This is a genomic window from Mycobacterium kyorinense, assembly GCF_002101735.1.
Taxonomy (GTDB): Bacteria; Actinomycetota; Actinomycetes; order Mycobacteriales; family Mycobacteriaceae; genus Mycobacterium; species Mycobacterium kyorinense.
On record NZ_LQPE01000158.1, the window covers coordinates 32,839 to 57,914 of the forward strand.

Here is a 25,076-nt window from a genome sequence, read left to right on the forward strand (position 1 = left end):
GGAACACGGCTTCCGGGCGCGGACGTCGGCAAGGAGGTCAGATGTCGAATACGGATATCGCGGGGTTTCTTGCGCTCTGCGCCGCGCTGGCCGCCGCGATCGGCAGTGTGGTCCGGCAGCGGATCGCGCAGCAGATCACCGACGAGCCGGTCGGCCATCTGGCGCTGTTCGGGATGTTGGTGCGCGACGGACGGTGGTGGCTCGGTGGTATCGGGGACGTCGCCAGTTACTGCCTGCTTGCCGCCGCGCTCGACAAGGGCTCGGTCATGTTGGTCACCGCGCTGCAGGTGACGGTATTGCTGTTCGCCTTGCCCATCTATGCCCGAGTGGCCCGTCATCGGATCACCCGACGGGAGTGGATGTGGGCGATATTCCTGGCCGCAGCCCTGGCGCTGCTCGTCACGGTCGGTGATCCGACCGCCGGACAGTCGCGCGGCTCGCTGGAGATCTGGATCGTCGTGGCGTTGGTGATGGGCCCGGCGTTGGCGTTGTGTGTGCTGGGCGCCCGGATCTGGTCGGATCGTCCGGCCGCCGCGGTGCTGCTGGCGGCGGTGTCGGGTTCGGCGTTGGCGCTGTTCGCGGTGCTGACCAAGGGAATTGTCGACGTGCTCGAACACGGGGCCGGCGCCCTGCTGCGTACACCGGAGCTGTACGCGTGGATCTTGGCGGCGCTCGTCGGAATGATCTTCCAGCAGTCGGCGTTTCGCGCCGGCGCGCTGACCGCTTCCCTTCCGACGATCACCGTGGCCAAGCCGGTGGTGGCCACGGCGCTGGGGATCATCGTGCTCAAGGAGACGCTGGAAGCCGATGGGCCGGAATGGTTCCTGCTGGTGGCGGCGGCGGTGATGGTGATCGTCGCGACCGTCGGACTTGCGCGCGGCGAGGCCGCCACCATGACTGCCGGCGCCGGGCACGACGCGAAGATCGCCGACCAGCCGACACGCTTCAGCGCTCCGTAGCTCGCAGGCTCAGCGAAAGCACCAGCCGCACATCGGGATCGGCCAGCGACGTCGACAGCAGCTGTTCGATCCGGCGGATCCTGTAGCGCACGGTGTTGGGGTGAACGTTGAGCCGTTGTGCCGCCGCGCCGACGTCGCCGAAGCTGTCCAGGTACGTGCGCAGCGTTTCGGCAAGCGCCGGATCGCGGGCACGCAGCTCGCGAACCCGTGGGTCGACGAGCCGCTCGTCGGCTCCGATGATCGTGACGATCTCGTCGAGCAGCACGGTGGTGCGCGCCTCGGCCAGCGACGTGACCTCACCGATCGAATCCGGGTGGCGCGCAGCGCTGTCCAGCACGCGGTCGACCTCGGCGCGCGCCGCGGCCACCCCGGCCAGTCCGGGGACCGGTGAGGCGATGACAGCGCGCAGTCGCAACCCCAACTCGGTGTGCAGCGAGCCGATCGTGCCGCGAACCCAGGACGCGACCGACGCCGGCTTCGCGGCGTGCGGAAGCAACACATATGTCCGCGAACCGCTCGACGCGACTTGGGCGTCTGCACGAAAAGCGCTGGCGCTCAACGCAACTATGTCGGGCAGCCGGGCATGCTGATCGGTGGAGTCGACGCCGACCAGCGCGGCGTTGCCGTCGGCGGCAATGCCCAGCTCGTGGGCGATGTCGCCGATGTCGAGGCGTTCCTTGTCGGCCAGGCCCAGGAGCTGCTGGACTTGCAGCGCGTGCGTCGACGGCCGGGCCGCCAGCCGCGACATGATCCGTGCGGCCAGCACCGCGGCACCCCGCAGCACCTCCTCCGCATCGTCGGCAAGTGGCCGGGAGCCGCACTGCACCCAGATGGTCCCGACGAATGCGGCGGCACGCCGTGCGTCGACCGGCGGCTGGTGGATGCCGATCGCCAGCCGCGACCGCAGGCCCAACTCCGGGCGCTCCTTGACATGGACCACCTCGTCGCCGGCCCGCAGCGCGTCGAAAATGCCCCAGCGGCTGAGCCACTCCAGATGTTCGGGCGGACCGGCACGACCGAGGATCGAGAGCCGCCGCAACTCGTCGGCCTCGTCGTTGGACGCCGAATAGGCCAGGACATGCGACTGCTCGTCCTCGATGCTGACCATGCCGTGGATCCGGTCGGCCACCGACTGCGCCAGACCGAACAAGTCCGTTCCCGAGTCGTAGCGGGGGTCTGTGCGGTGATGTTCCAGAACGTGATTGACCAAGCGGTACAACCGTTCCCAGCGGGCCCGCGGGTCGACGGCCACCACCGCTGACCCGGCCTTGGCGGCGCGGGCCACCAGCGCTTCGGACGGCTGCTTGGCGAAAATGGCCACCGGTGCACGCGACTGCGTGCCGATCCAGCGCTGCGCCTCGTCGTCGGCGACGCCGAGCAGGAAGAAGACGTCGGCGGAATCAGCGCCGGTCGCCAGGCCGAGCCGCACGTCGTCGGAGTCGATCAACGCCGCCGACGCCACCGGCAGGTCCAGGCCGCGCGGGGCGTCGACCAGGCTGACCATGGTCGCGTCCAGCGCCAGCAGCAGCTGGCCCAGCCCGACGCCCGTCGCCCGCATTTGTCCGATTCTACTGTCGATTGGCACTTTGGTTGTCTGATCAGCCAAAGGCTCTGCGCTCTTTGGCGAGGATCCTGAGGGCATGGACGCGATCACCGATGTTCCACTGCCCGCCAACGAACCGGTCCACGACTACGCGCCGCATTCGCCGGAACGCAGTCGGCTGCGCGACGCCTTGAGCGTGCTGGCCGATAACCCGATCGAGCTGCCGCACGTCATCGCCGGCGAACATCGGATGGGCGGCGGCGAGCGGATCGACGTCGTGCAGCCGCATCGGCACGCCGCCGCGTTGGGCACGCTGACCAATGCGACGCACGCCGACGCCGCCGCGGCCATCGAGGCCGCTATGGCGGCGCGGAACCATTGGGCGGCAACGCCGTTCGACGAACGCGCCGCGATCTTCCTGCGGGCCGCCGACCTGCTGGCCGGGCCGTGGCGGGAAAAGATCGCGGCCGCAACCATGCTCGGCCAATCCAAGACCGCTTACCAGGCCGAGATCGACGCGCCCTGCGAGCTGATCGACTTCTGGCGGTTCAACGTCGCGTTCGCCCGGCAGGTCCTGGCGCAACAGCCTCTCAGCGGGCCCGGCGAGTGGAACCGCACCGACTACCGGCCGCTGGACGGCTTCGTCTACGCGATCACGCCGTTCAACTTCTCCTCGATCGCCGGGAACCTGCCCACTGCTCCGGCACTGATGGGCAACACCGTGGTGTGGAAGCCGTCGATCACCCAGACCCTGGCGGCCTATCTGACCATGCAGCTGCTCGAGGCTGCCGGGTTGCCGCCCGGGGTGATCAACCTGGTCACCGGCGACGGCTACGCGGTTTCCGATGTGGCCCTTGCCGATTCGCGTCTGGCCGGGATCCACTTCACCGGGTCGACGGCCACCTTCCAGCGGCTGTGGCGCGAGGTCGGCGCCAACATCGACCGCTACGTCAGCTATCCGCGGCTGGTCGGGGAGACCGGCGGTAAGGACTTTGTGGTGGCGCATGCGTCGGCGCAGCCGGATGTGCTGCGCACCGCGTTGATTCGCGGCGCGTTCGACTATCAGGGCCAGAAATGCTCGGCGGCCTCGCGGGCGTTCATTCCGCATTCGGTGTGGCAAAAGATGGGCGACGACTTCCTGGCTGCCACAGCCGAATTGCGGTACGGCGATATCACCGATTTCACCAATTTCGGCGGGGCACTGATCGACCGGCGGGCGTTCGCCAAGAACGTCACCGCCATCGAACGGGCGAAAGGTGCGGCCGGTGTGACGATCGCGGTCGGCGGCGAATACGACGACAGCGAAGGCTATTTCGTGCGCCCCACGGTGCTGCTGTCCGACGATCCGACCGACGAAGCGTTCGCAACCGAGTACTTCGGGCCGCTGCTGTCGGTGCACGTCTACCCCGACGATGCCTACGAGCAGATCCTCGACGTCGTCGACACCGGATCCCGATACGCGCTGACCGGTGCGGTGATCGCCGACGACCGCGACGCGGTGCTGGCCGCCCAGAACCGGTTGCGGTTCGCGGCAGGCAACTTCTACGTCAACGACAAGCCGACCGGAGCGGTGGTGGGACGCCAGCCGTTCGGCGGCTCACGGGGCTCGGGCACCAATGACAAGGCGGGCTCGGCGCTGAACCTGCTGCGCTGGACGTCCGCGCGCACGATCAAGGAGACGTTCGTGCCGGCCACCGAGCATGAGTATCCGCACATGGCGGGCGACTGATGGCGGGGCGATCGCTAGCGCGGCGAAGCCGGGCGCGGCGGGTCGCCCCCATCGGCGCCGGCCTGTTTGGGGTGGCGGTACGGCCGGTGATTCTGACGGCCAGCCGCTCGGACCGGTTGCGCCGCAGCGCCGAGCGGTTACCGTTGGCCCGCAAAGTGGTGCGCCGGTTCGTGCCGGGGGAGACGCTGGAGCAGGTGCTGGATACCGTTGCCGTGCTGCGTGGTTCGGGATGTTTTGTCAGCATCGACCACTTGGGTGAGGACGTCGTCGACGCAGAAGCCGCCACCGCGAGCATGCGGGCCTACCTTGATCTACTGGATGCGTTGGGAAGCCGGCCCGACGCCGCGCACGACGGCGTCCGGCCGCTAGAGGTGTCGCTCAAGCTTTCGGCGCTGGGCCAGGCGTTGGAACGCGACGGCGAGAAGATCGCGCGGGAGAATGCCCACACCATCTGCGCGCGGGCCCAGCGGGTCGGCGCCTGGGTGACCGTGGACGCCGAAGATCACACCACCACCGATTCCACGTTGTCGATCGTTTCCGACCTGAGGACCGAATTCCCTTGGCTCGGCCTGGTTTTGCAGGCCTATCTGCGGCGCACGCTCGGTGACTGCCGCGACTTTGCCTCCGCCCGGGTGCGGTTGTGCAAGGGCGCCTACGACGAGCCGGCGTCGGTGGCCTATCGCGAGCGCACCACCGTCACCGACTCCTACTTACGGTGCCTTCGCGTCCTGATGGCCGGATCGGGCTACCCGATGGTGGCCACCCACGACCCCGCCATCATCGACGCCGTGCCTGCGCTGGCACGCGAATCCGGGCGTGGCGTAGGTGATTTCGAATACCAGATGCTGTACGGTATCCGCGGCGGCGAGCAGCGGCGGCTGATCGACCGGGGAAGTCACCTGCGGGTGTACGTGCCGTTCGGGGCGCAGTGGTACGGCTACCTGATGCGACGGCTCGCGGAGCGACCGGCCAACCTGGCGTTCTTCCTGCGGGCGCTCAGACAGCGTTGAGGCCCACCGTCAGTCTCGACGCCAGCGCCGCAGGCTCATCGCGACTGACGCGCCTTGCGCCACAACCGAAGCGGCAGCAACCCGATCAGCGGTGCCCGCTTGCCCAACTCGCCGGTGCGGTCGAATGCCGCGGCATACCGGCGCGCTTCCTCGGCGGTGGGATATGTTTTGCTGCCGCCGGCTTGTCCGCATCCACGCTCGCATTCCCATTGCAGCGTGCGATCTTCGGCGCGGAACCTCGGTCGATGGCCGAGCAGCCGACACGTCCACGGCGTCATGCGGCATCGGCGGTGGTCAGCGGCATCGCAAGATCTTCCAGTTTCTGGCCCTCGGCCTTGACGCCCAGAATCAGCTCGACCACGCCTCCGATCGCCATCACCGCCGCACCGATCAGAAATGACAGCGCGGCCTGATGCCGGTCCCCGGATTCGATCAGGTCGCCGAACAGCAGCGGACCGGTGATGCCACCGATCGCGGTGCCGACCGCATAGAAGAAGGCGATGGCCAACGCCCGGGTCTCCATCGGGAAAATCTCGCTGACCGTCAGATATGCGGCGCTGGCACCCGAACCGGCCAAAAAGAAGCACACCATGAGCACAACGAGAAACGTCCAGACGCCGCCGAATTGGCTCACGAAGATGCCGGCCAGCAGCACCGCCACCGCGGCGGAGCCGAGGTAAGTCAGCGAGATCATCGGTTTTCGCCCGACCGTGTCGAACAGTGGCCCGAGGAGCACCGGCCCGGCGAAATTAGATAGCGCCCACAGGATGAAGAACACCGGGACCATGCCGGAAGCCACCGAGTAGAACCCGCTCAACAGCGTGCCGAGGTTGAAGGTGACCCCGTTGTACATGAACGCCTGCCCGATGAACAACGCAAGCCCGAGGACCGCGCGGCCGGGATAGAGGGTAAAGGCGACCTTGGCGATCTCGGCAATAGAGATCGTCTTGCGCTGGCGGATGGTCAGCGACCCCTCCGGCTCCGGCAGCGATTCCTGCGTCTCCTGCTCGATCTCGTCCTCGATGCCGCGGACGATCTCCTCGGCCTCCTCTTCGCGGCCGTGAATGAACAGCCAGCGCGGGCTTTCCGGAACACTGCGGCGCACCACCAGCACCGCCAACCCGAAGACCGCCCCGATGCCGAACGAGATTCGCCACCCTACGCCGATCGGGAAAATGGACGTGTTCAAGAAAACCAGCGCGCCGGCTGCGCCCAAGGCCGATCCGAGCCAAAACGAGCCGTTGATCGCCAAATCGACGCGGCCACGGACCCGCGCGGGGATCAACTCGTCGATCGCGGAGTTGATTGCGGCGTATTCGCCGCCGATGCCCGCACCCGCGAAGAACCGCGCGGCGAAGAAGTACCAGGGCACGAACGAGAACGCCGTCGCCGCGGTGGCCGCCAGGTAGATCACCAGCGTGGTGACGAACAGCTTCTTACGACCGAACCGGTCGGTCAGCTGACCGAAGAACAGCGCACCACTGCACGCGCCGGCGATGTAAAAGGCTGCCGCCACGCCGATCTGGGCGATGCTGATCTTGATGCCACTGCCGGGCTCGGTGAGTCGGGCCGCGACGTTGCCCACCATGGTGACTTCGAGGCCGTCCAGAATCCAGACGCCACCCAACCCGATGACCACGCGCCAGTGGAACCGCGACCAGGGCAGGCGGTCCAGCCGGGCCGGCACCTGTGTGGTGATTGTGCCGGTCTGTGCGCCTTCGCTCATTGCAGCCCTCCCCGTGAGTGTTTCCGGCACATACCCGGAAACATCGTGTCCTATCCGGACTCGTCGAGGTAGGAGACCCCGATGTCGTGGCACGCAGAGATCAGCCGCTTATCGCGCGTCCACAGCCGCGCCCCACCGGTGAGTGACACCGATCCGAGCAGGTGAGCGTCCACCGGGCTCAGTCCGCGCCCAAAGAGTCGGCGGCGGTCGACGAGCGTCATCACCTCGACGTGGCTGAGAACGGGAAAGCGATGCAAACTGCCGAGTAGTTCCAAGAACACCGTGCGCTGATTGATCGATCCGAGAGCCAATTCCTCGATAACGTACGGGTGACACCCGACTTCGTCTGCACTCAGCAGACCGACCAATCGGGGGTCCGTGTTGTGGAGATGGTCGATCCACACCGAGGTATCGACGAGGATCACCCCGCGGAGCCTCGTCGCCGAGGCGCCGCTGCGGCTCGCTTATCCGTCCCGCCGAGAGCGGCCAGCCGACGGGCACTCTCGACGCGTATCAGGGTCGCCAACCCGTCACGCAGCAGCACCGACTTCTCGGTGATACCGGTCAGCTCACTTGCGCGGGCCAAGAGCTCGTCGTCGATGGTTACTGTCGTCCTCATCCGATTTCCTCGCATCTAAAACAGCATCATTTGATGCTGATAATGATGCCAGTCGCCGAGCTCGCTGCCAAGGCTGCTAGCGAACTGCGGGTCAACGGCATCGAGTGATGGCAGGCTGACGTTATGACGACCGGCGCCCCGCCATGGCACTTGGCATTGTCCGATCCGGCGCGTGCGGCGGTCGAGTTCGGGCTGCTGCTCGGGTCGCTGCCGTTGCGGGGCGCACTACCGGTCGGCGACGGGCATCCGGTGCTGGTGCTTCCCGGCCTGCTGGCCGGCGACGGGTCGACGCTGGCGTTGCGCCGCATTCTGCGTGGGGTGGGGTATCGGGTGCACGGCTGGCGGCTGGGCCGCAACGTCGGTCCGACGGCCCAAGCGGTCGCGGGCATGGGTGAGCGCCTGCACGACCTGCACACCCGGTACGGCACGCCGGTCAGCGTGATCGGCTGGAGTCTCGGCGGCATCTACGCGCGCGGCATGGCCCGGCGCCGGCCGTCGTCGTTGCGCCAGGTGATCACCCTGGGCACTCCGTTTCGCCTCGCCGACCGGAACCAAACTCGCGCCAGCGCGGCCTTCGACCGCTTCTCGCACCTGCACGTCGAGCGGGCCGCCGCGCCGGTGGACTTGGAAACGGAGCCCCTGCCGGTGCCCGCGACGTCGATCTACTCCAGATACGACGGCGTCGTGGCGTGGCAGGCGTGTCTGGATCTGCGCTCGCCGCGCGCGGAGAACATCGCGGTGATCGGCAGCCACTTCGGCTACGGCCACAACCCTGCGGTGGTGTGGGCTGTCGCGGACCGGCTGGCGCAGCCGCTGGGGGAGTGGGCGCCGTTCCGGCCGCCGGCCGCCCTGCGGCCGCTGTTTCCAAGGCCAGACTGGCCGGCCGAGCGGTCCACGCGGGACGGTTCTCGGATCCGCCTCGCCTAGCTTCGGCGGAACACCTCGTCGAGCGCTCGCCGCGGCGTGGGCGGCGGCACGTCTTCGATCGCGGGTGCCGCGCCGACCCGGACCAGGATTTGCGGCACGGTGTCGTGTTCCATGCACGACTTGACCATGTCACGGGTGACCCGGACCTCGGTGATGTGCGTCACCGGGCAGGTGGCCAAGCCGGCCATTGTGCATTCCAGCAATACGGCAGACAGCGCTTCACCGGATGCCAACGCATCAGTGCGGTCGTCAGTATCTGTGGACAGCAGCAGAATCGTCGCGTTGTCTTCGGGGACTTGTGTCCGCCTTTCGGTTTGGTGCGTGACCGGGAACGCCCTCGCCACGTCGACGCGCTCATTCTCGGCTGCCGACACCAACGAGCTGTAGGGGATTCCCTCTGACGCTTCGAATGGCGCTGTCCACCAGCCCAGTTCGGCGTGATACTGCGAATCGTAAAGCCGGAGCGATTCGGCGAGGTGGGATGCATTCCCCAGGCACTCGCGAAGTTCGTCGGGCATCACGTGGAGAAGCACTGCGTCGCCGTCGAGGGCGTTGCGCAGCACGGGTTCGAACGAATCCCAACTCGTCGGGGCAATGAACGGCAGCCGGTCCGTTCGACGCAGCAGGATTGCGTTCGCGCGGCGGCGATGACCTTCGGTGACGTAGTCCATCGGCGTAAAGTCAATCGTCGCCAGGTGATTCGGATCGTTGGGGTTGGGGAAGCGGCTGACCTGCGTACGCCATCCGGCGGCGGCCATCGCCACCCGGAGGTGGTCGAGCGCGGCGCCGCAACCGATCAGCGCCTGCCGGCCGGACCGGTCGGAGAGCATGATCCGGCTCGGGTCGAGGAACAGCTGTAGCGTGCCGTCGTCGCTCAGGATCCATTGCCAGGGCTGGGTGTTGTGCAATGACGGTGCGCGGCACGCCAGCCGCACGGCGTTCTCGATGACTTGAGGTTCGACCATCGTGACAGGCATCTCGACCTCCGCAGTAGTACCTGTCACCAAGTCTTCTCTGCACACCGCAGCCGGCAATAGGGGCTTTGGTCCTCAAAATTCTCAGCGACGCTCGGTCAGTGAGGTCGCGATGTCTTCCAGCACTTCCGGGTGCCTCAAGAACGGCGTGATGATGTCGACCGGCAACGGGAAGACCACCGTCGAGTTCTGGTCGGCGCCCAGCTCCAACAACGTCTGCAGGTAGCGCAGTTGAAGCGAAGCTGGGTTCTTCGACAGTGTCTCGGCAGCTTGCCGCAGTTCCTCGGACGCCTGCAGTTCACCGCGGGCGTTGATCACCTTGGCGCGCCGCTCGCGTTCGGCCTCGGCCTCCCTTGCCATCGCGCGTTGCATCGACTCCGGGATCTCGACGTCTTTGATCTCGACGACCCGGACCTCGACTCCCCACGGCTCGGTCTGCTTTTCGATGATCGTGCGCAGGTCGCTGTTGAGGTCTTCGCGATGAGCCAGCAGCGTGTCGAGGTCGGCGCGCCCAAGCAGCGAGCGCAATGTCGTCTGGGCGATCTGCGACGTCGCCACCGCGTAGTTCTCCACCGCCAGGATGGCCTTCAACGGCTCGACCACCTGGAACATCACGACGGCGTTGACCCGGGCCGGGACGTTGTCGCGGGTGATCACCTCCTGCGGCGGGATGGTCAGCGTCACCACCCGCTGATCCACCCGAATCATCTTGTCCACCAATGGAATCAACAACCGCAGCCCGGGCGCGTATAGCGGCCGGACATGGCCCATCCGGAACACCACGCCGCGCTCGTACTCGCGGAGCACCACCAGCGAGAAGAACGCCAGCAGCGCCAGCGCCGCGATCGCAAGCACGACGATGGTGACCACCATTGAGATCACTGCGCTTTCTCCTCTCGGTCAGCCCAGCCGCCGCCCCACCGCGTCGAGTACCGGTCGATCGCGGCGGCCGCCTGATCCTCCAACCCGGACCGGTGCGCGATGTGCGCAGGCGCGTTGGAGGGCGTGTTCCACAGGTGACGCGCCAAGGGCAGCCCCAGCAGCACCACGGTTGCCACCGTCGGGCACAAGACAAGCACGTCGGCGACCGAATGGCTACCGATCAGCATTCCCAGCGGCATCACTACGCCGAGAGCCGCGACAAAACAGGCGATTCCGCGGTGAAACCGGCCGGCCTCGGAATGCGGCCACGGATCGATCTCACGGCTGATCTCCCGCCCGTGATCCGACGTCGTGCAGGTGGACTTGACCGGGCAGCTGTTGCACACCACCGGCGAAGCACGGTACCGCATCACCCGGTGCTTGGGATCGAACGACGTCGGCCACAGCCACTGATCCTGCGGACACACCCATGCGTCATGGTCGGCGTGATAGGCGAAATCACCTGTGCGCCAACGCGCGGCCCGCTGCGATACCCGTCGGGCCATCACGTCGAAGCCCCACGCGATCGCGACCAGTACCAGCGCATAGCCGGCAACCAGCCACACCGACGCCGCGGGAGCGCTCACCGTCAGGCCTTCTCCGGCGCCGCCGGCTGCACTTCGGTGAAGAGCGGATTTTCCGGCAGCTCGTCGCTGCTAGGCCCCGAGCGGATATGCCGGATTGCCGTCCACGCGATCCAGATGAACGGCAGCACCCCGCCGACGATCAGGATGAGATCGCCGGGCAACCGCAGCCATTCCAGCAGCGAATTGCCGGGCCTAGTGAGGTATCCGAGTGAGCGCGCCTCGAAATAGCCGTCGTTGACCGAGTGGTACAGCTGCAACACGCCCAGCGGCAGCAAGGTGGCGAACACCATCCAGGCCAGTCCGAGGTTCATGCACCAGAACGACACTCGCGCCCAGCGCTCCGGCCACTTGTCGGCCGGGATGGCGTAGCGGAAGGCGAACATGGCCAGCCCGACGGCGAGCATCCCGTAGACACCCATCATCGCGCCGTGCGCGTGGTTGGCCGTCAGCGCCGTGCCGATCTGGTAGTAGGACACCACCGGTAGGTTGATCAAGAAGCCGAAGATCCCGGCGCCCAAGAAGTTCCAGAACCCGACGGCGACCAGGAACATCACCGCCCAGCGGTGCGGGAACGGCTTGTCGCCGCTCTGTTGCCGCGACCCCAGCTGCAGGAACGCCCACGCCTCGACGGTCAGGAAGGTCAGCGGAATCACCTCGGCAGCGGAGAAGAACGCGCCAAGTGCCATGTGCTCCACCGGGGTTCCGGAGAAATACAGGTGGTGCATGGTGCCGATGACGCCGCCCGCCGAGTACAAGATGATGTCGAGGAAGATCACCCCGAGCGCGATGCGTGGCCGTACCACGCCGAGCAGGACGAAGATGTAGGCCACCATCACCGTCGTGAACAGCTCGAGGAAGTCTTCCACCCACAGGTGCACCACCCAGAATCGCCAGAAGTCGGCGACCGAGAAGTGGGTGTCGCTGCCGGCGAGCAGGCCGACGGCGTAGAACGCCGGAATCGCCAGGCCCGTGAAGAAAAACAGCCACGGCAGGTTCAGCTTCGACTCACTGCGCAACCTGGTGCGCATGCCCCGCCAGATGATCACGATCCACAAGAACAGCCCGACGACCAGCAGGATCTGCCACAGCCGCGGCAGGTCCAGGTACTCCCACTGCTGGGAGAACAGGCCGCCCTCGCCGATCACGCCGTAGATGGACAGCGCCTCGGAGATCAACGACCCGGCCACCACCGCGACCAGCGCGCCCAGCAGCAGATACACCAGCAGATGTTGGCGGCGCGGTTCTCGACGAGTGATGAACGGCACCAAGAAGATTCCGCCCGCCAGAAACGCTGCGGCCGTCCAGAACAACGACAGCTGCACGTGCCAGGTCCGGGCCAGGTTGTAGGGCAGCAGCCGGGCCAGTTCGATGCCGTAGAACGCCGACAGGTCGGCCCGGTAGTGCTCGACGGCCCCGCCCATCAGCGTCTGCGCCAAGAACAACACCGACACCACGGCGAAGATCCAGATGGCACCCCGCTGCGCCCGGGTCAGGCTGACCTCGCCGGGCTGGCGGAACGACAATGTGGCCGCCTCGTCGCCGTGCCAGCCGATCTTCTGGCTCCACCGGCCGTAGACGGCGAACATGACCCCGGTCCCGCCGAGCAGCGCGATCAACGACAGCACCGACCACACGATCAGCTGAGCGGTCGGACCGTTGTCGACCCGCTGCTCGGACGGCCAGTTGTTGGTGTAGCTGTAGTTGTGGCCGGGCCGCTCGGCCGCTGAAGCCCACGCGGTCCACGCGAAAAATGCTGTGAGGTCGTGTATTTCGGCCTTGTCGGTGATCATCTTCGGCAGCAGGCCGTATTTGGTGGAGTTTTCGCCGAAGTAGTCCGCGTAGTGGCGCTGGATGTCGGCGAACGCGCGGGCCTGTTGGTCGGTGAACACCAACGTCTTGGTGTGCGGGTTGTAGCGGTTGGTCCGGAATTCGGTGACCACCCGGTCATGGACGTCGGGCATCCCTTGCGCCCGAAGCTGATCGGAGACGTCGTCGGTCGCCATGCGCAGGTATTCCGCGGTGTAGTCCGGGCCGAGGTAGGCGCCGTGACCCAGAACCGAGCCGTATTGCTGCAAGCCGCGGGCCTGGTAGAGCTCCTGCCCGCGGGTGATCTGGGCGCCGGTGAACAGCACCTCGCCGGACTGGCTGACCACCTTGTCCGGCATGGGCATCGAGGCGGCGTACGTGCGGTAGGCGAGGATGCCCATCACTGTGAAGCCGAAAATCATCACCAGGGCAACACCCTGAACCCAGCCTCTGCCGACCATCGGCCGTGCTTGGTCGGGAGGTGACGACGTCGTCTCGGTTGCCATGCCGATTTCCCTTCTGGCGGCGGACAGGTTGCCCGGTATTTAACCCGCTGGGGCTTTCAGAAACGGAGAATTCTTCGGCAAAGGGGACCAATGGCCGGCAATCGGTGACCAACGGCCCTGAAAACGCGCCGTTTCGATTCCTAACGTGAGTATCGGAAAATCCGCTGGCCCGGTAAGGGGGTCGCGATGAATGACTTTCGAGTCGCCCCGTCGGTTGTGGTCGGTGTCGACGGGTCGCGGGCGGCGTTGCGGGCAGCGGTCTGGGCGGTGGACGAGGCCGTCAGCCGGGACGTTCCGCTGCGCCTGATTTATGTCACCGCGGATCACCGTCAATTCGCCGACGCCCGGGTGGCGTTGAACGAGGCGCAGCGGGCGGCCGAGGCCTCCGGGCAGCCGGTCAAGGTCGAAACCGAGATCCTGCGCGGCGAGCCGCTGGCCACACTGGCCCGGGAGTCGCGGACGGCGGTCATGGTCTGTGTCGGTTCGATCGGGATCAAGCATGCATGCCACGGTGTCCGTTCCGTCGCGGCAGCTTTGCCCGGTTCGGCCCGCTGCCCGGTGGCGGTCATCCGCGCATCGCAGTCCGAGGCCCCAACATCCCGCAGTGTCGTCGTCGAAGCAGACAATGGTGTGGTGCTGCGACGTGCGTTCGAGGAGGCGAGGCTGCGGGGCGCTGTGCTGCGCACGGTCGGCACCTGGCGGGCCGAGGCGCCCGACGCCATCGCCGACGGCAGCCGGTTGGTCCGGGCACAACTGAACCGGCAGATCGCCCGCTGGACGCGGTGGTATCCCGACGTGAAAGTCGAGCCGATGGTGGTTCGCGGCGCCCTCTGCGACTATTTGGCGAAGAACACCGGGTTCGCCGAGGTATTCGTGAGCGGCCGCGGCGACGTGGGTCGCGTCGGATGCTCGGTGCTCACGGTGCCGTGCAGCAACCTGTAGGGAGGGACCGCGGTTGGTCAGCGTCTTTCTGGTCGACGATCACGAGGTGGTCCGGCGCGGGTTGATCGACCTGCTGGGCGCCGACCCCGACCTTCAAGTCGTCGGTGAGGCCGGCTCCGTCGCCGAAGCGATGGCCAGAATCCCTGCGGCGCGTCCGGACGTCGCGGTCCTCGACGTTCGGCTGCCCGACGGCAACGGGATCGAACTGTGCCGAGACTTGCTCTCCGCGATGCCCGACTTGCGCTGCCTGATATTGACGTCGTATACCTCCGATCAGGCGATGCTCGACGCAATTCTGGCCGGCGCCAGCGGCTACGTCGTCAAGGACATCAAGGGAATGGAATTGGCCCGCGCCGTCAAGGATGTCGGGGCCGGGCGTTCGCTGCTCGACAACCGTGCGGCGGCGGCGTTGATGGCCAAGCTGCGCGGGGCGGCCGCGGAGCCCGATCCGCTGTCCGACCTGACCGATCAGGAACGCGTATTGCTGGGATTGCTGGCGGAAGGCCTGACCAACAGGCAGATCGCCGACCGAATGTTCTTGGCCGAGAAGACAGTCAAGAATTACGTGTCGCGGCTGCTGGCCAAGCTGGGCATGGAGCGCCGAACCCAGGCCGCGGTCTTCGCGGCCAAGTTGCAGCGGCCGCGGAGCGACAGCAATGGCTGAACGCCAGGGTCCACATCCGTTGCGCCACACTCTGTCTCAGCTGCGTCTGCGTGAGCTGCTGGTCGAGGTGCAAGAGCGGGTCGGCCAGATCGTGGAGGGCCGCGACCGCCTCGACGGGCTGATGGAGGCGATGCTGGCCGTCACCTCCGGGCTGGAGCTCGACACCACATTGCGCACTATCGTGCACACCGCCACCGACCTCGTCGACGCGCAATACGGCGCGCTGGAGGTGCACGACCCCGAGCATCGCGTCGTCGGCTTCGTCTACGAGGGCATCGACGACGAAACCTTCGGGCGCATAGGGCAACTGCCCGAAGGCCGCGGCGTGGTGGGCCTGCTGATCGACGACCCGAGGCCCCTTCGCCTGGACAACATCGCCGATCACCCGGCATCGGTCGGATTCCCGGCCAACCACCCGGTGATGCGGACATTCCTCGGTGTGCCGATCCGTATCACCGATCGCGTCTTCGGCAATCTGTACCTGGCCGAGAAAGCCGACGGGGAGCGGTTCAGCGAGGACGACGAGGTTCTGGTGCAGGCGCTGGCGGCGGCGGCCGGCATCGCGATCGAAAACGCGCGACTGTATCAGCAGGCCACGGCGCGCCAGTCGTGGATCGAGGCGACCCGCGACATCGCCACCGAACTGCTGTCCGGCGCCGAGCCGGCGACGGTGTTCCGGTTGATCGCCGAAAGGGCACTTCACTTGACCGACGCCGAAGCCGCGTTGGTGGCCATTCCCGTCGACGAGGATCAGCCTGCCGCGGACGTGGCGGAGCTCCTGGTGGTCGAAACCGTCGGCGACGCCGCGAAGCCTGCTGGGGGCCAAACGGTTCCGGTGGCGGGCACCGCGGTCGGGCAGGTGTTCACCGAACGCTCGCCGCAGCGATTGCCGCGCGTCACGTTCGACGGCGTCACGGACGCCGGGCCCGCACTGGTCCTGCCGCTGCGCACCACCGACACTGTCGTCGGCGTGGTGGTGGTGTTCCGGGCCGACAAGGCAGCCCCTTTCACCGATGAACAACGGGACATGATGGCCGCCTTCGCCGATCAGGCGGCGCTGGCCTGGCAGTTGGCCAGTTCGCAGCGGCGGATGAGGGAACTCGACGTGCTGACCGAACGAGACCGGATCGCCCGCGACCTGCACGACCACGTCATCCAGCAACTGTTCGCGGTGGGCCTGTCGCTGCAGGGCGCTGTCCCGCGGGCGCGCAACTCCGAAGTGCGGCAACGACTCTCCGATGCCGTCGATGACCTGCAAGCGGTGATTCAGGAGATCCGCACCACGATCTTCGACCTGCAGGGCGCCTCGTCGGGGACGACCCGCCTGCGGCAGCGGATCGACGAGGCGGTGGCACAGTTCGCGGGCTCGGGGCTGCGCACCACGGTCCACTTCACCGGGCCGCTGTCTGTGGTCGACGCGGCCTTGGCCGACCACGCGGAAGCCGTTGTGCGCGAAGCGGTCAGCAACGCGGCCCGGCATGCCCACGCGAGCGCGTTGACCGTGCAGGTGTCTGTCGACGACGACCTGCGCATCGAGGTCAGCGACGACGGGTGCGGGATGCCGGACAATGTCACCGAGAGCGGCTTGACCAACCTGCGTCGGCGCGCAGAAGAAGCCGGCGGTGCGTTCGCCGTCGAAAGCTCGCCCGAGGGAACTGTGTTGCGATGGTCGGCGCCGCTAGTGGGCCAGTAGCACGGGGTGCCCGGTGCCGGCCCACTCGACGGTGTCGTCGACTGCGCGCCGGGGCGTCGGCGGCAGCGGGTCCGCGTTCACCGGCGCCCAGCCCACTCGAAGCAACATCTGCGGGAATCCGCTGGCGCCGAAGACATCCGAGCGCAGCACGGCCCGGGTTTCGGCGATCTCCAGCGGTTCGGTGATCGGGCAGCTGGCCAATCCCATCGCCGTCGCGGTCAACAACACCACGCTGGTTGCTTCGCCGGCACGCAGCCGGGCCAGCCGGTCGTCGGTCTGGGTTCCCAGGGCCAGTATGACGGCGTTGTCGTCGGCGGGTGACACGCCGGGTGGCTGTGCCAGCGCGGGACCCGCGAACAGCCGTCCGGGTATCGCCGCGGTGGGATCGGGCGCCGGCGTGTTGCGTGCCGGTACGCCCTTCACCGAGCCGTACCGCCCGCTCCACGCAGTGAGTTCGGTGAGGTACTCATAGTCGGTCACGTGACGCCAGACCGCGTGCGCGACAATCTGGTTGAGTCGGTCGACGGTGTCGATCCGCCGCAGCATCACCCCGCTGCGGGCGGCGCGCGCCGCCATCAGCGCAATGTCGCCCGCGGCCACCGGCCAGGCGCTGTAAATTCGCCGATCGGTCCGGCGTCGCGGGATTGCGGCAGCCAGCATGACGTCGACCTGCTCCACGTCGCGGCAGCACGTACGGATTGTCGCCAGGTGATCGGGGTTGTCCGGGTCAGGGAACCGCTCTACCGTGGCCCGCCAGCCCATCGCCGCGAGCGCGATCACGCAATGATTCAGCGCCGCACCGCAACTCAACATCAGATCGCGGCCGTCGGGGTCGGTGCTGGGCAGCTGTAAATCGGGGTCGACGTAGAGATGCACCGCGTCGTCGGTGACCTGCCAGCGCCACGGCTGAGAGTTGTAGATCGACGGCGCCCGGGCCGCCAGCGTCAGGACCGTGCGGATGGTGTGGGTGTCCGGGAAGCGGGTGTTCATCGGCGGCCGCCTTGCTTGCTCGTGTGGTCCCTCTTAGCGTCCCGCGGTGTTGTCGCGGTCGGCAGAGCACAAAGTCTTCGGTTAGCAAGGACTTCGGACGGTCAGCGCGCGATCAGCGCGTTAAGTTCGGCCGCGTCGGTGCCGGTCAACCGCCGGTGCATGGCCCACGCGATCCGCGCGGCCTGGACCTTCGCATGATCGGCGACCGGGCCGTCGTACATCTCGTCAATGGTGTTGTGCCACATGGTCAGCCAGCGCGTGAACTGGGGACCGCCCAGCGGCGTGCGGTGGTGGACCTGGCGGTGAACGTGAAGCGCGCTGCCGCGGTAGCGGCCCGCGCGGAACAGCACGGTCTCCCAGAAGTCGCACATCACCGGGATGTGCGAGTCCAGCCCTTTGGCCCGCACCTCGGTGAACGGCTCGGCAAGAACGTCGTCGTCGAGGACCCGGCCGTAGAACCGGCGCAGTAACGCCTCGATGTCGGCGCGGGTACTCAGATCAGTCATGCGCGATCACCCGGGCGATGCACAGTTCGGGTTCGACGAACGGCTCGAGTTCGGCGTGGCCGGCGACCAAACCCTCCAACAGCCCCCGGTGCAGAGCACAGCCCACCTCCGGGTGGGCGGCGGCGAATCCTCTGACCGGGCAGGCGTGCAGGCGGATGGTTCGCGTGGCCGGGTCGTCGAGTGGGGCCGGTTGGGGCGCGAATCCCATCTGGTCGAAGACCTGCACTGTGAGCGCAGCCCGGCGATCCAGTGGCTCGTCGGCTGGTTCGGCTGCCGGCGAGTCGGCGGTGATGCGTTGCGCCCAGCGCCGTCCTGCGTGTTCGGCGCGGCGCTGGCGCTTGTCTGTGGTGTCGCCGAGCTCCAGCGCCAGGATCTCGGCGAGGCTCTGATAGTCCAGCCGACCCCGTGCGGCGACGTAGCCGGTGCGGGGACGGCCGACGCCCGCCGGGGCAATCCGCGTGCGCTCGACCAGGCCCTGCTCGCACAGCGTGTCGAGGTGAAAACGCACTGTGCTCACGTGAAGTCCCAGCTGCCCGGCGAGCTCCTGAGCGTCGACCGCTTCGTCATGCTCGCGGACCAGCCGCAGCACGCGGTCGCGTTGCCTGCCGTCCATCGCGTGCCTCCCGGAGGCGGGATATTTAGAGGATAAATTTCCTCTATATTAGCGCCTCCGGCGGCGGTAAGCGCTCCCCGCGCCGGGTAACCTCGCTCACGTGCTGCTGACCTCGCTGAATCCCGCCGCTGCGACCGATCTGGGGGATGCGGTGAGCATCGGCGACGTCACGCTGAGCCGCAGCGACCTGGTCGGGGCCGCGACGTCGGTGGCCGAACGGGTCGGCGGTGCGGATCGGGTCGCGGTGCTGGCCACGCCGACCGCGCCGACCGCGCTGGCGATCACCGGCTGCCTGCTGGCCGGCGTGCCGGTGGTGCCGGTGCCCGCCGACGTCGGGCAGGCCGAGCGGCGGCACATCCTCACCGACTCCGCGGCGCAGGCATGGCTGGGGGAGGCTCCCGACGAGACGGAGGGCCTGCCGCACATTCCGGTGCGGCTGCATGCCCGCTCGTGGCATCGCTATCCGGAGCCGCCGCCGGAGTCCACCGCGCTGATCATCTACACGTCGGGCACCACCGGTCCGCCCAAGGGCGTGCAGCTGAGCCGGCGGGCGATCGCCGCCGACCTGGACGCGTTGGCCGAGGCGTGGCAGTGGACGGCCGACGACGTCTTGGTGCACGGGTTGCCGCTGTTTCATGTGCACGGTCTGGTGCTGGGGCTGCTCGGCTCGCTGCGGGTGGGAAACCGCTTCGTGCACACGGGTAAACCGACACCGGAGCGGTATGGCGCTGCGGGCGGGACGCTGTATTTCGGTGTGCCGACGGTGTGGTCGCGGGTGGTGGCCGACACGGCCGCCGCCGAGGCGCTGCGACCGGCGCGGCTGCTGGTGTCCGGCAGCGCGCCGCTACCGGTGCCGGTGTTCGACCAGTTGGTCCGGCTCACAGGACACGCGCCCGTCGAGCGGTACGGCAGTACCGAGTCGCTGATCACGCTGTCCACCCGGGCCGACGGCGAACGCCGGCCCGGCTGGGTGGGTCTGCCGCTGGCCGGCATCGAGACCCGGCTGGTCGACGACGCCGGGGCCCCGGTGCCGCACGACGGGGAAACCATTGGGCGGCTTCAGGTTCGGGGGCCGACACTGTTCGACGGCTACCTGAACCGGCCGGATGCCACCGCCGAGGCCTTCGACGCCGACGGCTGGTACCGCACCGGCGACGTCGCCGTCGTCGACTCCGGCGGCATGCACCGCATCGTCGGGCGTGAGTCGGTGGACCTGATCAAGTCCGGGGGTTACCGCGTCGGCGCCGGCGAAATCGAGACGGCGCTGCTGGGGCATCCCGGTGTGCGGGAGGCGGCGGTGGTCGGGCTGCCCGACGAGGACCTCGGTCAGCGGATCGTCGCCTTCGTCGTCGGTGACGCCGACTCGGATTCGCTGATCGACTATGTGGCCGGGCAACTTTCGGTACACAAGCGGCCGCGTGAAGTCCGGGTGGTCGACAGCCTGCCCCGCAACGCGATGGGCAAGGTGCTCAAGAAAGAGCTGCTCACTTTCGGCGCGAACGTGCGCAAACCCGACTTCTGATACGGCGTGTCGTGCGGGGACATGCACGCTCGCGGAAGAAGTTAGGAAGTTAGAAGTTAGTTCGCGTGTAGGTCGGCGTTGAGGGCGATGCCCTGGCCGTCGCGGGAGACCACCTCGACGGCGCCGGTCAGCGAATTGCGGCGGAACAACATGTTGCTGCCACCGGACAGCTCGCGGGCCTTGACCGACGTGCCGTCGGGCATGGCGACCTTGGTGCCGGCGGTGACGTACAGCCCGGCCTCGACGACACAGTCGTCGCCCAGCGAGATGCCCAGTCCCGAGTTCGCGCCGAGCAGGCAGCGTTTGCCGACCGAAATGACCTCACTGCCACCGCCGGACAGCGTGCCCATGATCGACGCTCCGCCGCCGACGTCGGACCCGTCGTCGACCACCACGCCCGCCGAGATGCGGCCCTCGACCATCGACGCGCCCAGCGTGCCGGCGTTGTAGTTCACGAAGCCTTCGTGCATCACCGTCGTGCCCGCCGCCAGGTGTGCACCGAGGCGGACCCGGTCGGCGTCGGCGATCCGCACGCCGGTCGGCAGCACGTAGTCGACCATCCGCGGGAACTTGTCGACGCCGTACACGGCGACCGGCCCGCGACGGCGCAGCCGCGCCCGCACCATCTCGAAACCTTCGACAGCACAAGGCCCTTGGCTCGTCCACACCACATTGGTCAGCACCCCGAAGAAGCCGTCGGCGTTCAGGCCGTGCGGCGCGACCAGCCGGTGCGAGAGCAGATGCAGCCGCAGATATGCGTCGTAGGCATCGGTCGCCTTGTCGTCCAGTGAGCCGATCACGGTGCGCACCGCGACGGTCTCGGTGCCGCGGTCCTCGTCGCGGCCCGCAAGCGCGGCCAGCTCGTCGGGCACCTCGGCGACCGACAGCCGCACGGTGCCGCTCTCGCCGCCGTCGGTCAGTTCCGGTGCGGGAAACCAGGTGTCGAGGACCGACCCGTCGGCGGCCAGCGTCGCCAACCCAATACCCGTAGCTCCAGTCACGATGGCAACGCTACTAGATGCTCAGCAGCTAACCTTGAGACCGTGCTGGACCTACGCGGCGACCCGATCGAGCTGACCGCGGCATTGGTCGACATCCCCAGCGAGTCGCGACACGAAGCCCGCATCGCCGACGAGGTCGAGGCGGCGTTACGAGCCCAGACGGTCGGTTTCGAGATCATCCGCAACGGCGACGCCGTGCTCGCCCGCACCCGCTTCGGCAAGCCGACCCGGGTGCTGCTGGCCGGGCACCTCGACACCGTCCCGATCGCCGACAACGTGCCCAGCCGCTGCGACGGCGACCTCCTGCACGGCTGCGGCACCGTCGACATGAAATCCGGCGACGCGGTGTTTCTCCACCTGGCCGCCACCGTCGCAGAGCCCGCTCACGACATGACCCTGGTGTTCTACGACTGCGAGGAAATCGAAGCCGCCGCAAACGGTTTGGGCCGCATCGAGCGCGAGCTGCCCGACTGGCTGGACGCCGACGTGGCCATCCTCGGCGAACCCACCGGCGGCTACATCGAGGCCGGCTGTCAGGGCACGCTGCGCGCCGTCGTCCACGCCACCGGAACCCGTGCCCATTCTGCGCGATCATGGTTGGGCGACAACGCGATTCACAAGCTGGGCGCCGTGCTGGACCGGCTGTCAAACTATCAGCCCCGCGACGTCGAGATCGACGGCTGCACCTACCGCGAGGGGCTTTCGGCAGTACGCATCGACGGCGGCGTGGCCGGAAACGTCATCCCCGACGCGGCGTCGGTGACGGTCAACTTCCGCTTCGCGCCGGACCGCTCGGCGGACGCCGCGCTGCAACACGTGCACGACGTGCTCGACGGACTCGACGTGCGCGTCGAACAGACGGACTGCGCCGCCGGCGCGCTGCCGGGACTCGCCAAACCGGCCGCCAAAGCTCTGGTCGAGGCGGCACAAGGGCGGGTCCGCGCGAAATACGGCTGGACCGATGTGGCGCGGTTCGCCGCCCGCGGCATCCCAGCGGTCAACTACGGGCCGGGCGACCCCAACCTGGCGCACCGCCGCGATGAGCGGGTGCCGGTCGAGCAGATCACCGCCGCCGCCGAGATGCTGCGCCGCTACCTGACCGGCTAGCCACGCTTGGCCTGTGCGGCGGCGTCGGCGGCCGCGGGATGCAGCCCGGCGTCGGCCAGATCGGCGGCCACCTCGGCCAGCGCCGCCGCGTCACCCGCCGCCAGCGCGCGGGCATGCGCCAGCGTGAGCCTGCCGAGCACGCAGTTCACCTCGACGGCGAGCCGTTCGGCGCGATACACGGCCCGGGTGTCGCCGAGCCGGGCGGCGTCCTGCAGCGCCCGCAACGTGATCGCCGACTGCCCGCCGCGCTCGGCGGCCTGCGCGGCTTCGCGGGCCGCCTCGATAGCGGCGGTGATGTCGCCGCGGGCCGCCTTCGACCATGCCTTGGCCAGCGCCAGCTCGGGAGCGAACAGCGCCGACTTCAGGCCGTGCCGCGACTCGGCCCGGCTGAAAACCTTTGCCGCTTCGGCTTGGTCGCCCTGCTGGCCGAGCGCCTGCGCCAGCAGCATCAGCGACAGCGGGCCCCACGAGTAGCCGGTGCGGGCCAGCGTGTCGGCGGCCGGTCCGAGCAGCGACACCGCAGTGTCGAAGTCACCCTGGGCGATCGCCACATAGGCCACCAGCACCTCACCGATCGCCCGGCCCGGCTGCTGCAGCTCGGCGAAATCGGTATACCGCTGCGCCACCGTCCGCGCCGCATCCGGTCGCCCCGCCATCACCAGCGCCGTCACCCGCGCGAAACCGCTGGTGAACCGCAACAAACCCGGATGCTCGCCCGCCAGCGCCCGGCCCGCCAGCGACTCGACGTCGTCGAACCGCCCGATCCGCGCCGAGCACAGCGCCGCCGTCGACGCAGCCCAGCCCACGCCGACCTCGTCGGCGTGCGGTGACGCCAGCACCTCGCCGGCGATCCGCAGCGCGCTCAGCGGAGTGCCCGCGTTCATCGCGAACGTCGCCGCCAGCGCGTCGAGGGTGGCCCGGGCCATCGGCGACGAGACCCGGTTGCGGGTGGTGTGCAGAAAGGCGGTGGCGCGCTCGGGCTCGTCGAGCATCCAGAACTGGTTCGCGGCCCGCGGCAATGCCCACGCCATCAGCTCGGTGTCGGTCAAGGTGTCGGGATCAACCGCGGCCAGCACTTCGCCGGCCTCCCGGCCGCGGCCCTGCCAGCCCAGCGCGTAGCCGAGCGTCAACCGCGGCGCCAGGCCGCCCGCTTTGCCCAGCGCCGCGCGGGCCAGCCGTTCGGCCAGGCCCAGCTCGCCGAGCCGCAGCGCTTGCTGCGCGGCATCAGAGAAGTCGTCATATGCCGCGTCGCTGTCGATCGCCAGCGCCGCCAGCCGCAGCCGATCAGTCACATGGTCGAAGCGACGGGTCGACAGCTGGCCGACGACCGCCGTGCGCAGCGACCGCGCATCGGCCGGCGCCAGCGCCGCGCGCACCCGCTCGGTGTACAGCGGATGGCCCGCATAGACCACGCCTTCGTCGCTGACGCTCACAGCGCCCGCCGCTTCGCCCTGCTCGACGGCCTCGTCACCGGCCAGCGCCGCCAGGTCGCTGCGGTGCAGCGGTTCGGCGACGGCCAGGTAGTCCAGAGCCTTGCGAACCGGGGCCGCCAGGCCGCTCAAGTACTCGTCGGGCTGCGGGGCCGCCCGGTCCGGCCGCTCGACGTCGATGCGGGTCAGCAGGTCGTCGGTCCACAGCGCCGCCACCGCATCGGGCAGCGCGGTCTCGGCGCGGACGGTGACGATCAGCCGCGCCGAGCGCTTCAACGCCAGCTGGTACACCAGCCCGGCGGACAGGCTGTCGAGCTCGTGGGCGTCGTCGACAACGACCAGCAGATCGCCGCCGGCGACCAGCGAGTCGTGCGCGGCGCGCAGCAGCGCGGCGGGCCGGCCGATCTCGGCCACGTCGAGGAGTCGGCCGAAGGCGCCGAACGGAACCATCCGCAGCGACGGGGTGCCCCTCACCCAACGAACGGTCGACGGCCGGCGCGCGGTGAACCTCTCCGCGGCGGCACGAGCGGTCAGCGTCTTGCCGACGCCGTCGGCTCCGACGAGCACGGCCCCGGACCGATCGAGGGCGGCCGCCACCTGATCCAGCACAGCCTCGGCCGGCGCGGCAACCCACCCAGTCGGCATCGCCGGATTTTATTGCCCGCCGCGCACCCGGCAAGCCGATAGGCCGAAATACGCTCCGCGGCAATCTCGATTACGTTTCCGTGTGTGACTCGCAAACAGTGGGCGGTCTGTGTGTACTGCGCATCCGGGCCGACCCACCCCGAGCTGCTGGCGCTGGCCGCCCAAGTCGGCGAGGCGATCGCCGACCACGGCTGGACGCTGGTGTGGGGCGGCGGCAACGTCTCGGCGATGGGGGCCCTGGCCACCGCCGCGCGGGCCCGCGGCGGATGGACCGTCGGCGTGATCCCGAAGATGCTGGTTCACCGCGAACTCGCCGACACCGACGCCGACGAGCTGATCGTCACCGACACCATGCGCGAGCGCAAACAGGTCATGGAGGACCGCGCCGACGCGTTCCTCGCGCTGCCCGGCGGCATCGGCACCCTCGAGGAGCTGTTCGAGGCGTGGACCGGCGCATACCTCGGCATGCACGACAAACCGGTGGTGATGCTGGACCCGAGCGGCCACTTCGACGGCCTGCGGGCGTGGCTGTACGGGCTGGTCGACAGCGGGTACGTGTCGCAGGCAGCGCTGGACCGGTTGGTGGTGGTCGACGAGGTGAACGCGGCGCTGGCCGCCTGCGCACCGGGCGAAACGGCCGAGGGTTAGGCTGGCCG

At 68.3% G+C, this 25,076-nt stretch carries 24 protein-coding genes; 10 read left to right on the plus strand and 14 right to left on the minus strand.

Annotated elements, in window-relative coordinates:
* Positions 1-41 precede the first annotated feature (41 nt).
* The gene (locus AWC14_RS22005; protein ID WP_045383657.1) at positions 42-959 is read left to right on the plus strand and encodes a DMT family transporter; all 918 of its coding nucleotides are present in this window, start codon (positions 42-44) and stop codon (positions 957-959) included.
* Here AWC14_RS22005 and AWC14_RS22010 read toward each other — a convergent pair.
* Positions 946-2,517 carry a PucR family transcriptional regulator gene (locus tag AWC14_RS22010; RefSeq protein ID WP_045383654.1) on the minus strand — a complete coding sequence of 524 codons (1,572 nt, stop codon included), beginning with the start codon at positions 2,515-2,517 and terminating at the stop codon, positions 946-948. The two genes, AWC14_RS22005 and AWC14_RS22010, sit on opposite strands and share 14 nt — an antisense overlap.
* 82 nt (positions 2,518-2,599) lie before the next feature.
* Here AWC14_RS22010 and pruA point away from each other — a divergent pair, with 82 nt between their 5' ends.
* Complete coding sequence (gene pruA, locus AWC14_RS22015) at positions 2,600-4,231, plus strand: L-glutamate gamma-semialdehyde dehydrogenase (RefSeq protein ID WP_045383650.1); 1,632 nt, start codon at positions 2,600-2,602, stop codon at positions 4,229-4,231.
* Complete coding sequence (locus AWC14_RS22020) at positions 4,231-5,241, plus strand: proline dehydrogenase family protein (protein WP_045383647.1); 1,011 nt, start codon at positions 4,231-4,233, stop codon at positions 5,239-5,241. Before pruA ends, AWC14_RS22020 begins: the two co-directional genes overlap by 1 nt.
* Positions 5,242-5,276: 35 nt before the next feature.
* Here the strand turns inward: AWC14_RS22020 and AWC14_RS22025 are convergent, their stop codons facing one another.
* From AWC14_RS22025 to AWC14_RS22040, 4 genes are read right to left on the minus strand one after another with little or no spacing between them, the layout of a single operon-like run.
* Complete coding sequence (locus AWC14_RS22025; protein ID WP_045383645.1) at positions 5,277-5,519, minus strand: hypothetical protein; 243 nt, start codon at positions 5,517-5,519, stop codon at positions 5,277-5,279.
* On the minus strand, positions 5,516-6,967 hold the full coding sequence (locus AWC14_RS22030; protein WP_045383642.1) for an MFS transporter: 1,452 nt from the start codon (positions 6,965-6,967) through the stop codon (positions 5,516-5,518). Before AWC14_RS22030 ends, AWC14_RS22025 begins: the two co-directional genes overlap by 4 nt.
* A 50-nt stretch (positions 6,968-7,017) precedes the next feature.
* Positions 7,018-7,392 carry a type II toxin-antitoxin system VapC family toxin gene (locus tag AWC14_RS22035; protein WP_045383640.1) on the minus strand — a complete coding sequence of 125 codons (375 nt, stop codon included), beginning with the start codon at positions 7,390-7,392 and terminating at the stop codon, positions 7,018-7,020.
* A complete protein-coding gene (locus tag AWC14_RS22040) occupies positions 7,389-7,586 on the minus strand; it encodes a type II toxin-antitoxin system VapB family antitoxin (RefSeq protein ID WP_045383637.1) in 198 nt (65 codons plus the stop codon). The genes AWC14_RS22035 and AWC14_RS22040 overlap by 4 nt, the downstream gene beginning before the upstream one ends.
* A 123-nt stretch (positions 7,587-7,709) precedes the next feature.
* On the opposite strand from AWC14_RS22040, the gene AWC14_RS22045 reads away from it, so the two are divergent.
* Positions 7,710-8,513, plus strand: a complete 804-nt coding sequence (locus AWC14_RS22045) for an esterase/lipase family protein (RefSeq protein WP_045383635.1) — start codon at positions 7,710-7,712, stop codon at positions 8,511-8,513.
* On the opposite strand, the gene AWC14_RS22050 is transcribed toward AWC14_RS22045, so the two are convergent.
* From AWC14_RS22050 to AWC14_RS22065, 4 genes are all read right to left on the minus strand, one after another.
* Entirely contained in the window at positions 8,510-9,490 is a 981-nt protein-coding gene (locus AWC14_RS22050) for an Acg family FMN-binding oxidoreductase (protein WP_045383632.1), read from the minus strand. The two genes, AWC14_RS22045 and AWC14_RS22050, sit on opposite strands and share 4 nt — an antisense overlap.
* An 81-nt stretch (positions 9,491-9,571) precedes the next feature.
* Positions 9,572-10,360 carry a slipin family protein gene (locus AWC14_RS22055; protein WP_428838996.1) on the minus strand — a complete coding sequence of 263 codons (789 nt, stop codon included), beginning with the start codon at positions 10,358-10,360 and terminating at the stop codon, positions 9,572-9,574.
* 5 nt (positions 10,361-10,365) lie between these two features.
* Positions 10,366-10,995: a hypothetical protein gene (locus AWC14_RS22060; RefSeq protein WP_057003403.1), complete on the minus strand. Its 630-nt coding sequence runs from the start codon at positions 10,993-10,995 to the stop codon at positions 10,366-10,368.
* Positions 10,996-10,997: 2 nt separating this feature from the next.
* The gene (locus AWC14_RS22065) at positions 10,998-13,307 is read right to left on the minus strand and encodes a nitric-oxide reductase large subunit (protein ID WP_045385368.1); all 2,310 of its coding nucleotides are present in this window, start codon (positions 13,305-13,307) and stop codon (positions 10,998-11,000) included.
* Positions 13,308-13,493: 186 nt separating this feature from the next.
* On the opposite strand from AWC14_RS22065, the gene AWC14_RS22070 reads away from it, so the two are divergent.
* Genes AWC14_RS22070 through AWC14_RS22080 form a run of 3 tightly spaced genes read left to right on the plus strand, consistent with a single transcriptional unit; the run spans position 13,494 to position 16,606 of the window.
* Positions 13,494-14,249, plus strand: coding sequence for a universal stress protein (locus AWC14_RS22070; protein WP_045385366.1), 756 nt, complete (start codon positions 13,494-13,496; stop codon positions 14,247-14,249).
* A 13-nt stretch (positions 14,250-14,262) separates the two neighbouring features.
* Positions 14,263-14,913: a hypoxia response regulator transcription factor DosR/DevR gene (gene dosR, locus AWC14_RS22075; protein ID WP_045385364.1), complete on the plus strand. Its 651-nt coding sequence runs from the start codon at positions 14,263-14,265 to the stop codon at positions 14,911-14,913.
* A complete protein-coding gene (locus tag AWC14_RS22080) occupies positions 14,906-16,606 on the plus strand; it encodes a GAF domain-containing sensor histidine kinase (RefSeq protein WP_045385363.1) in 1,701 nt (566 codons plus the stop codon). Before dosR ends, AWC14_RS22080 begins: the two co-directional genes overlap by 8 nt.
* On the opposite strand, the gene AWC14_RS22085 is transcribed toward AWC14_RS22080, so the two are convergent.
* The 3 genes from AWC14_RS22085 to AWC14_RS22095 all read right to left on the minus strand — a co-directional run bounded on the left by AWC14_RS22085 (position 16,592) and on the right by AWC14_RS22095 (position 18,715).
* Positions 16,592-17,596, minus strand: coding sequence for an Acg family FMN-binding oxidoreductase (locus AWC14_RS22085; protein WP_045385360.1), 1,005 nt, complete (start codon positions 17,594-17,596; stop codon positions 16,592-16,594). The two genes, AWC14_RS22080 and AWC14_RS22085, sit on opposite strands and share 15 nt — an antisense overlap.
* Positions 17,597-17,697: 101 nt before the next feature.
* A complete protein-coding gene (locus AWC14_RS22090; protein WP_045385358.1) occupies positions 17,698-18,102 on the minus strand; it encodes a group III truncated hemoglobin in 405 nt (134 codons plus the stop codon).
* Positions 18,095-18,715, minus strand: a complete 621-nt coding sequence (locus tag AWC14_RS22095) for a helix-turn-helix transcriptional regulator (protein ID WP_045385356.1) — start codon at positions 18,713-18,715, stop codon at positions 18,095-18,097. The genes AWC14_RS22090 and AWC14_RS22095 overlap by 8 nt, the downstream gene beginning before the upstream one ends.
* Positions 18,716-18,815: 100 nt before the next feature.
* Here AWC14_RS22095 and AWC14_RS22100 point away from each other — a divergent pair, with 100 nt between their 5' ends.
* Positions 18,816-20,237, plus strand: a complete 1,422-nt coding sequence (locus AWC14_RS22100; RefSeq protein ID WP_045385355.1) for an acyl-CoA synthetase — start codon at positions 18,816-18,818, stop codon at positions 20,235-20,237.
* A 56-nt stretch (positions 20,238-20,293) separates the two neighbouring features.
* Here AWC14_RS22100 and dapD read toward each other — a convergent pair whose 3' ends face one another.
* A complete protein-coding gene (dapD, locus tag AWC14_RS22105; RefSeq protein ID WP_057003402.1) occupies positions 20,294-21,238 on the minus strand; it encodes a 2,3,4,5-tetrahydropyridine-2,6-dicarboxylate N-succinyltransferase in 945 nt (314 codons plus the stop codon).
* A gap of 42 nt (positions 21,239-21,280) precedes the next feature.
* Here dapD and dapE point away from each other — a divergent pair, with 42 nt between their 5' ends.
* Positions 21,281-22,345 carry a succinyl-diaminopimelate desuccinylase gene (dapE, locus tag AWC14_RS22110; protein WP_045385354.1) on the plus strand — a complete coding sequence of 355 codons (1,065 nt, stop codon included), beginning with the start codon at positions 21,281-21,283 and terminating at the stop codon, positions 22,343-22,345.
* Here the strand turns inward: dapE and AWC14_RS22115 are convergent.
* Complete coding sequence (locus tag AWC14_RS22115) at positions 22,342-24,420, minus strand: ATP-binding protein (protein ID WP_057003401.1); 2,079 nt, start codon at positions 24,418-24,420, stop codon at positions 22,342-22,344. The genes dapE and AWC14_RS22115 overlap by 4 nt on opposite strands.
* An 84-nt stretch (positions 24,421-24,504) precedes the next feature.
* Between AWC14_RS22115 and AWC14_RS22120 the strand changes: the two genes are divergently transcribed.
* On the plus strand, positions 24,505-25,068 hold the full coding sequence (locus AWC14_RS22120; RefSeq protein ID WP_081968379.1) for a TIGR00730 family Rossman fold protein: 564 nt from the start codon (positions 24,505-24,507) through the stop codon (positions 25,066-25,068).
* Positions 25,069-25,076 lie beyond the last annotated feature (8 nt).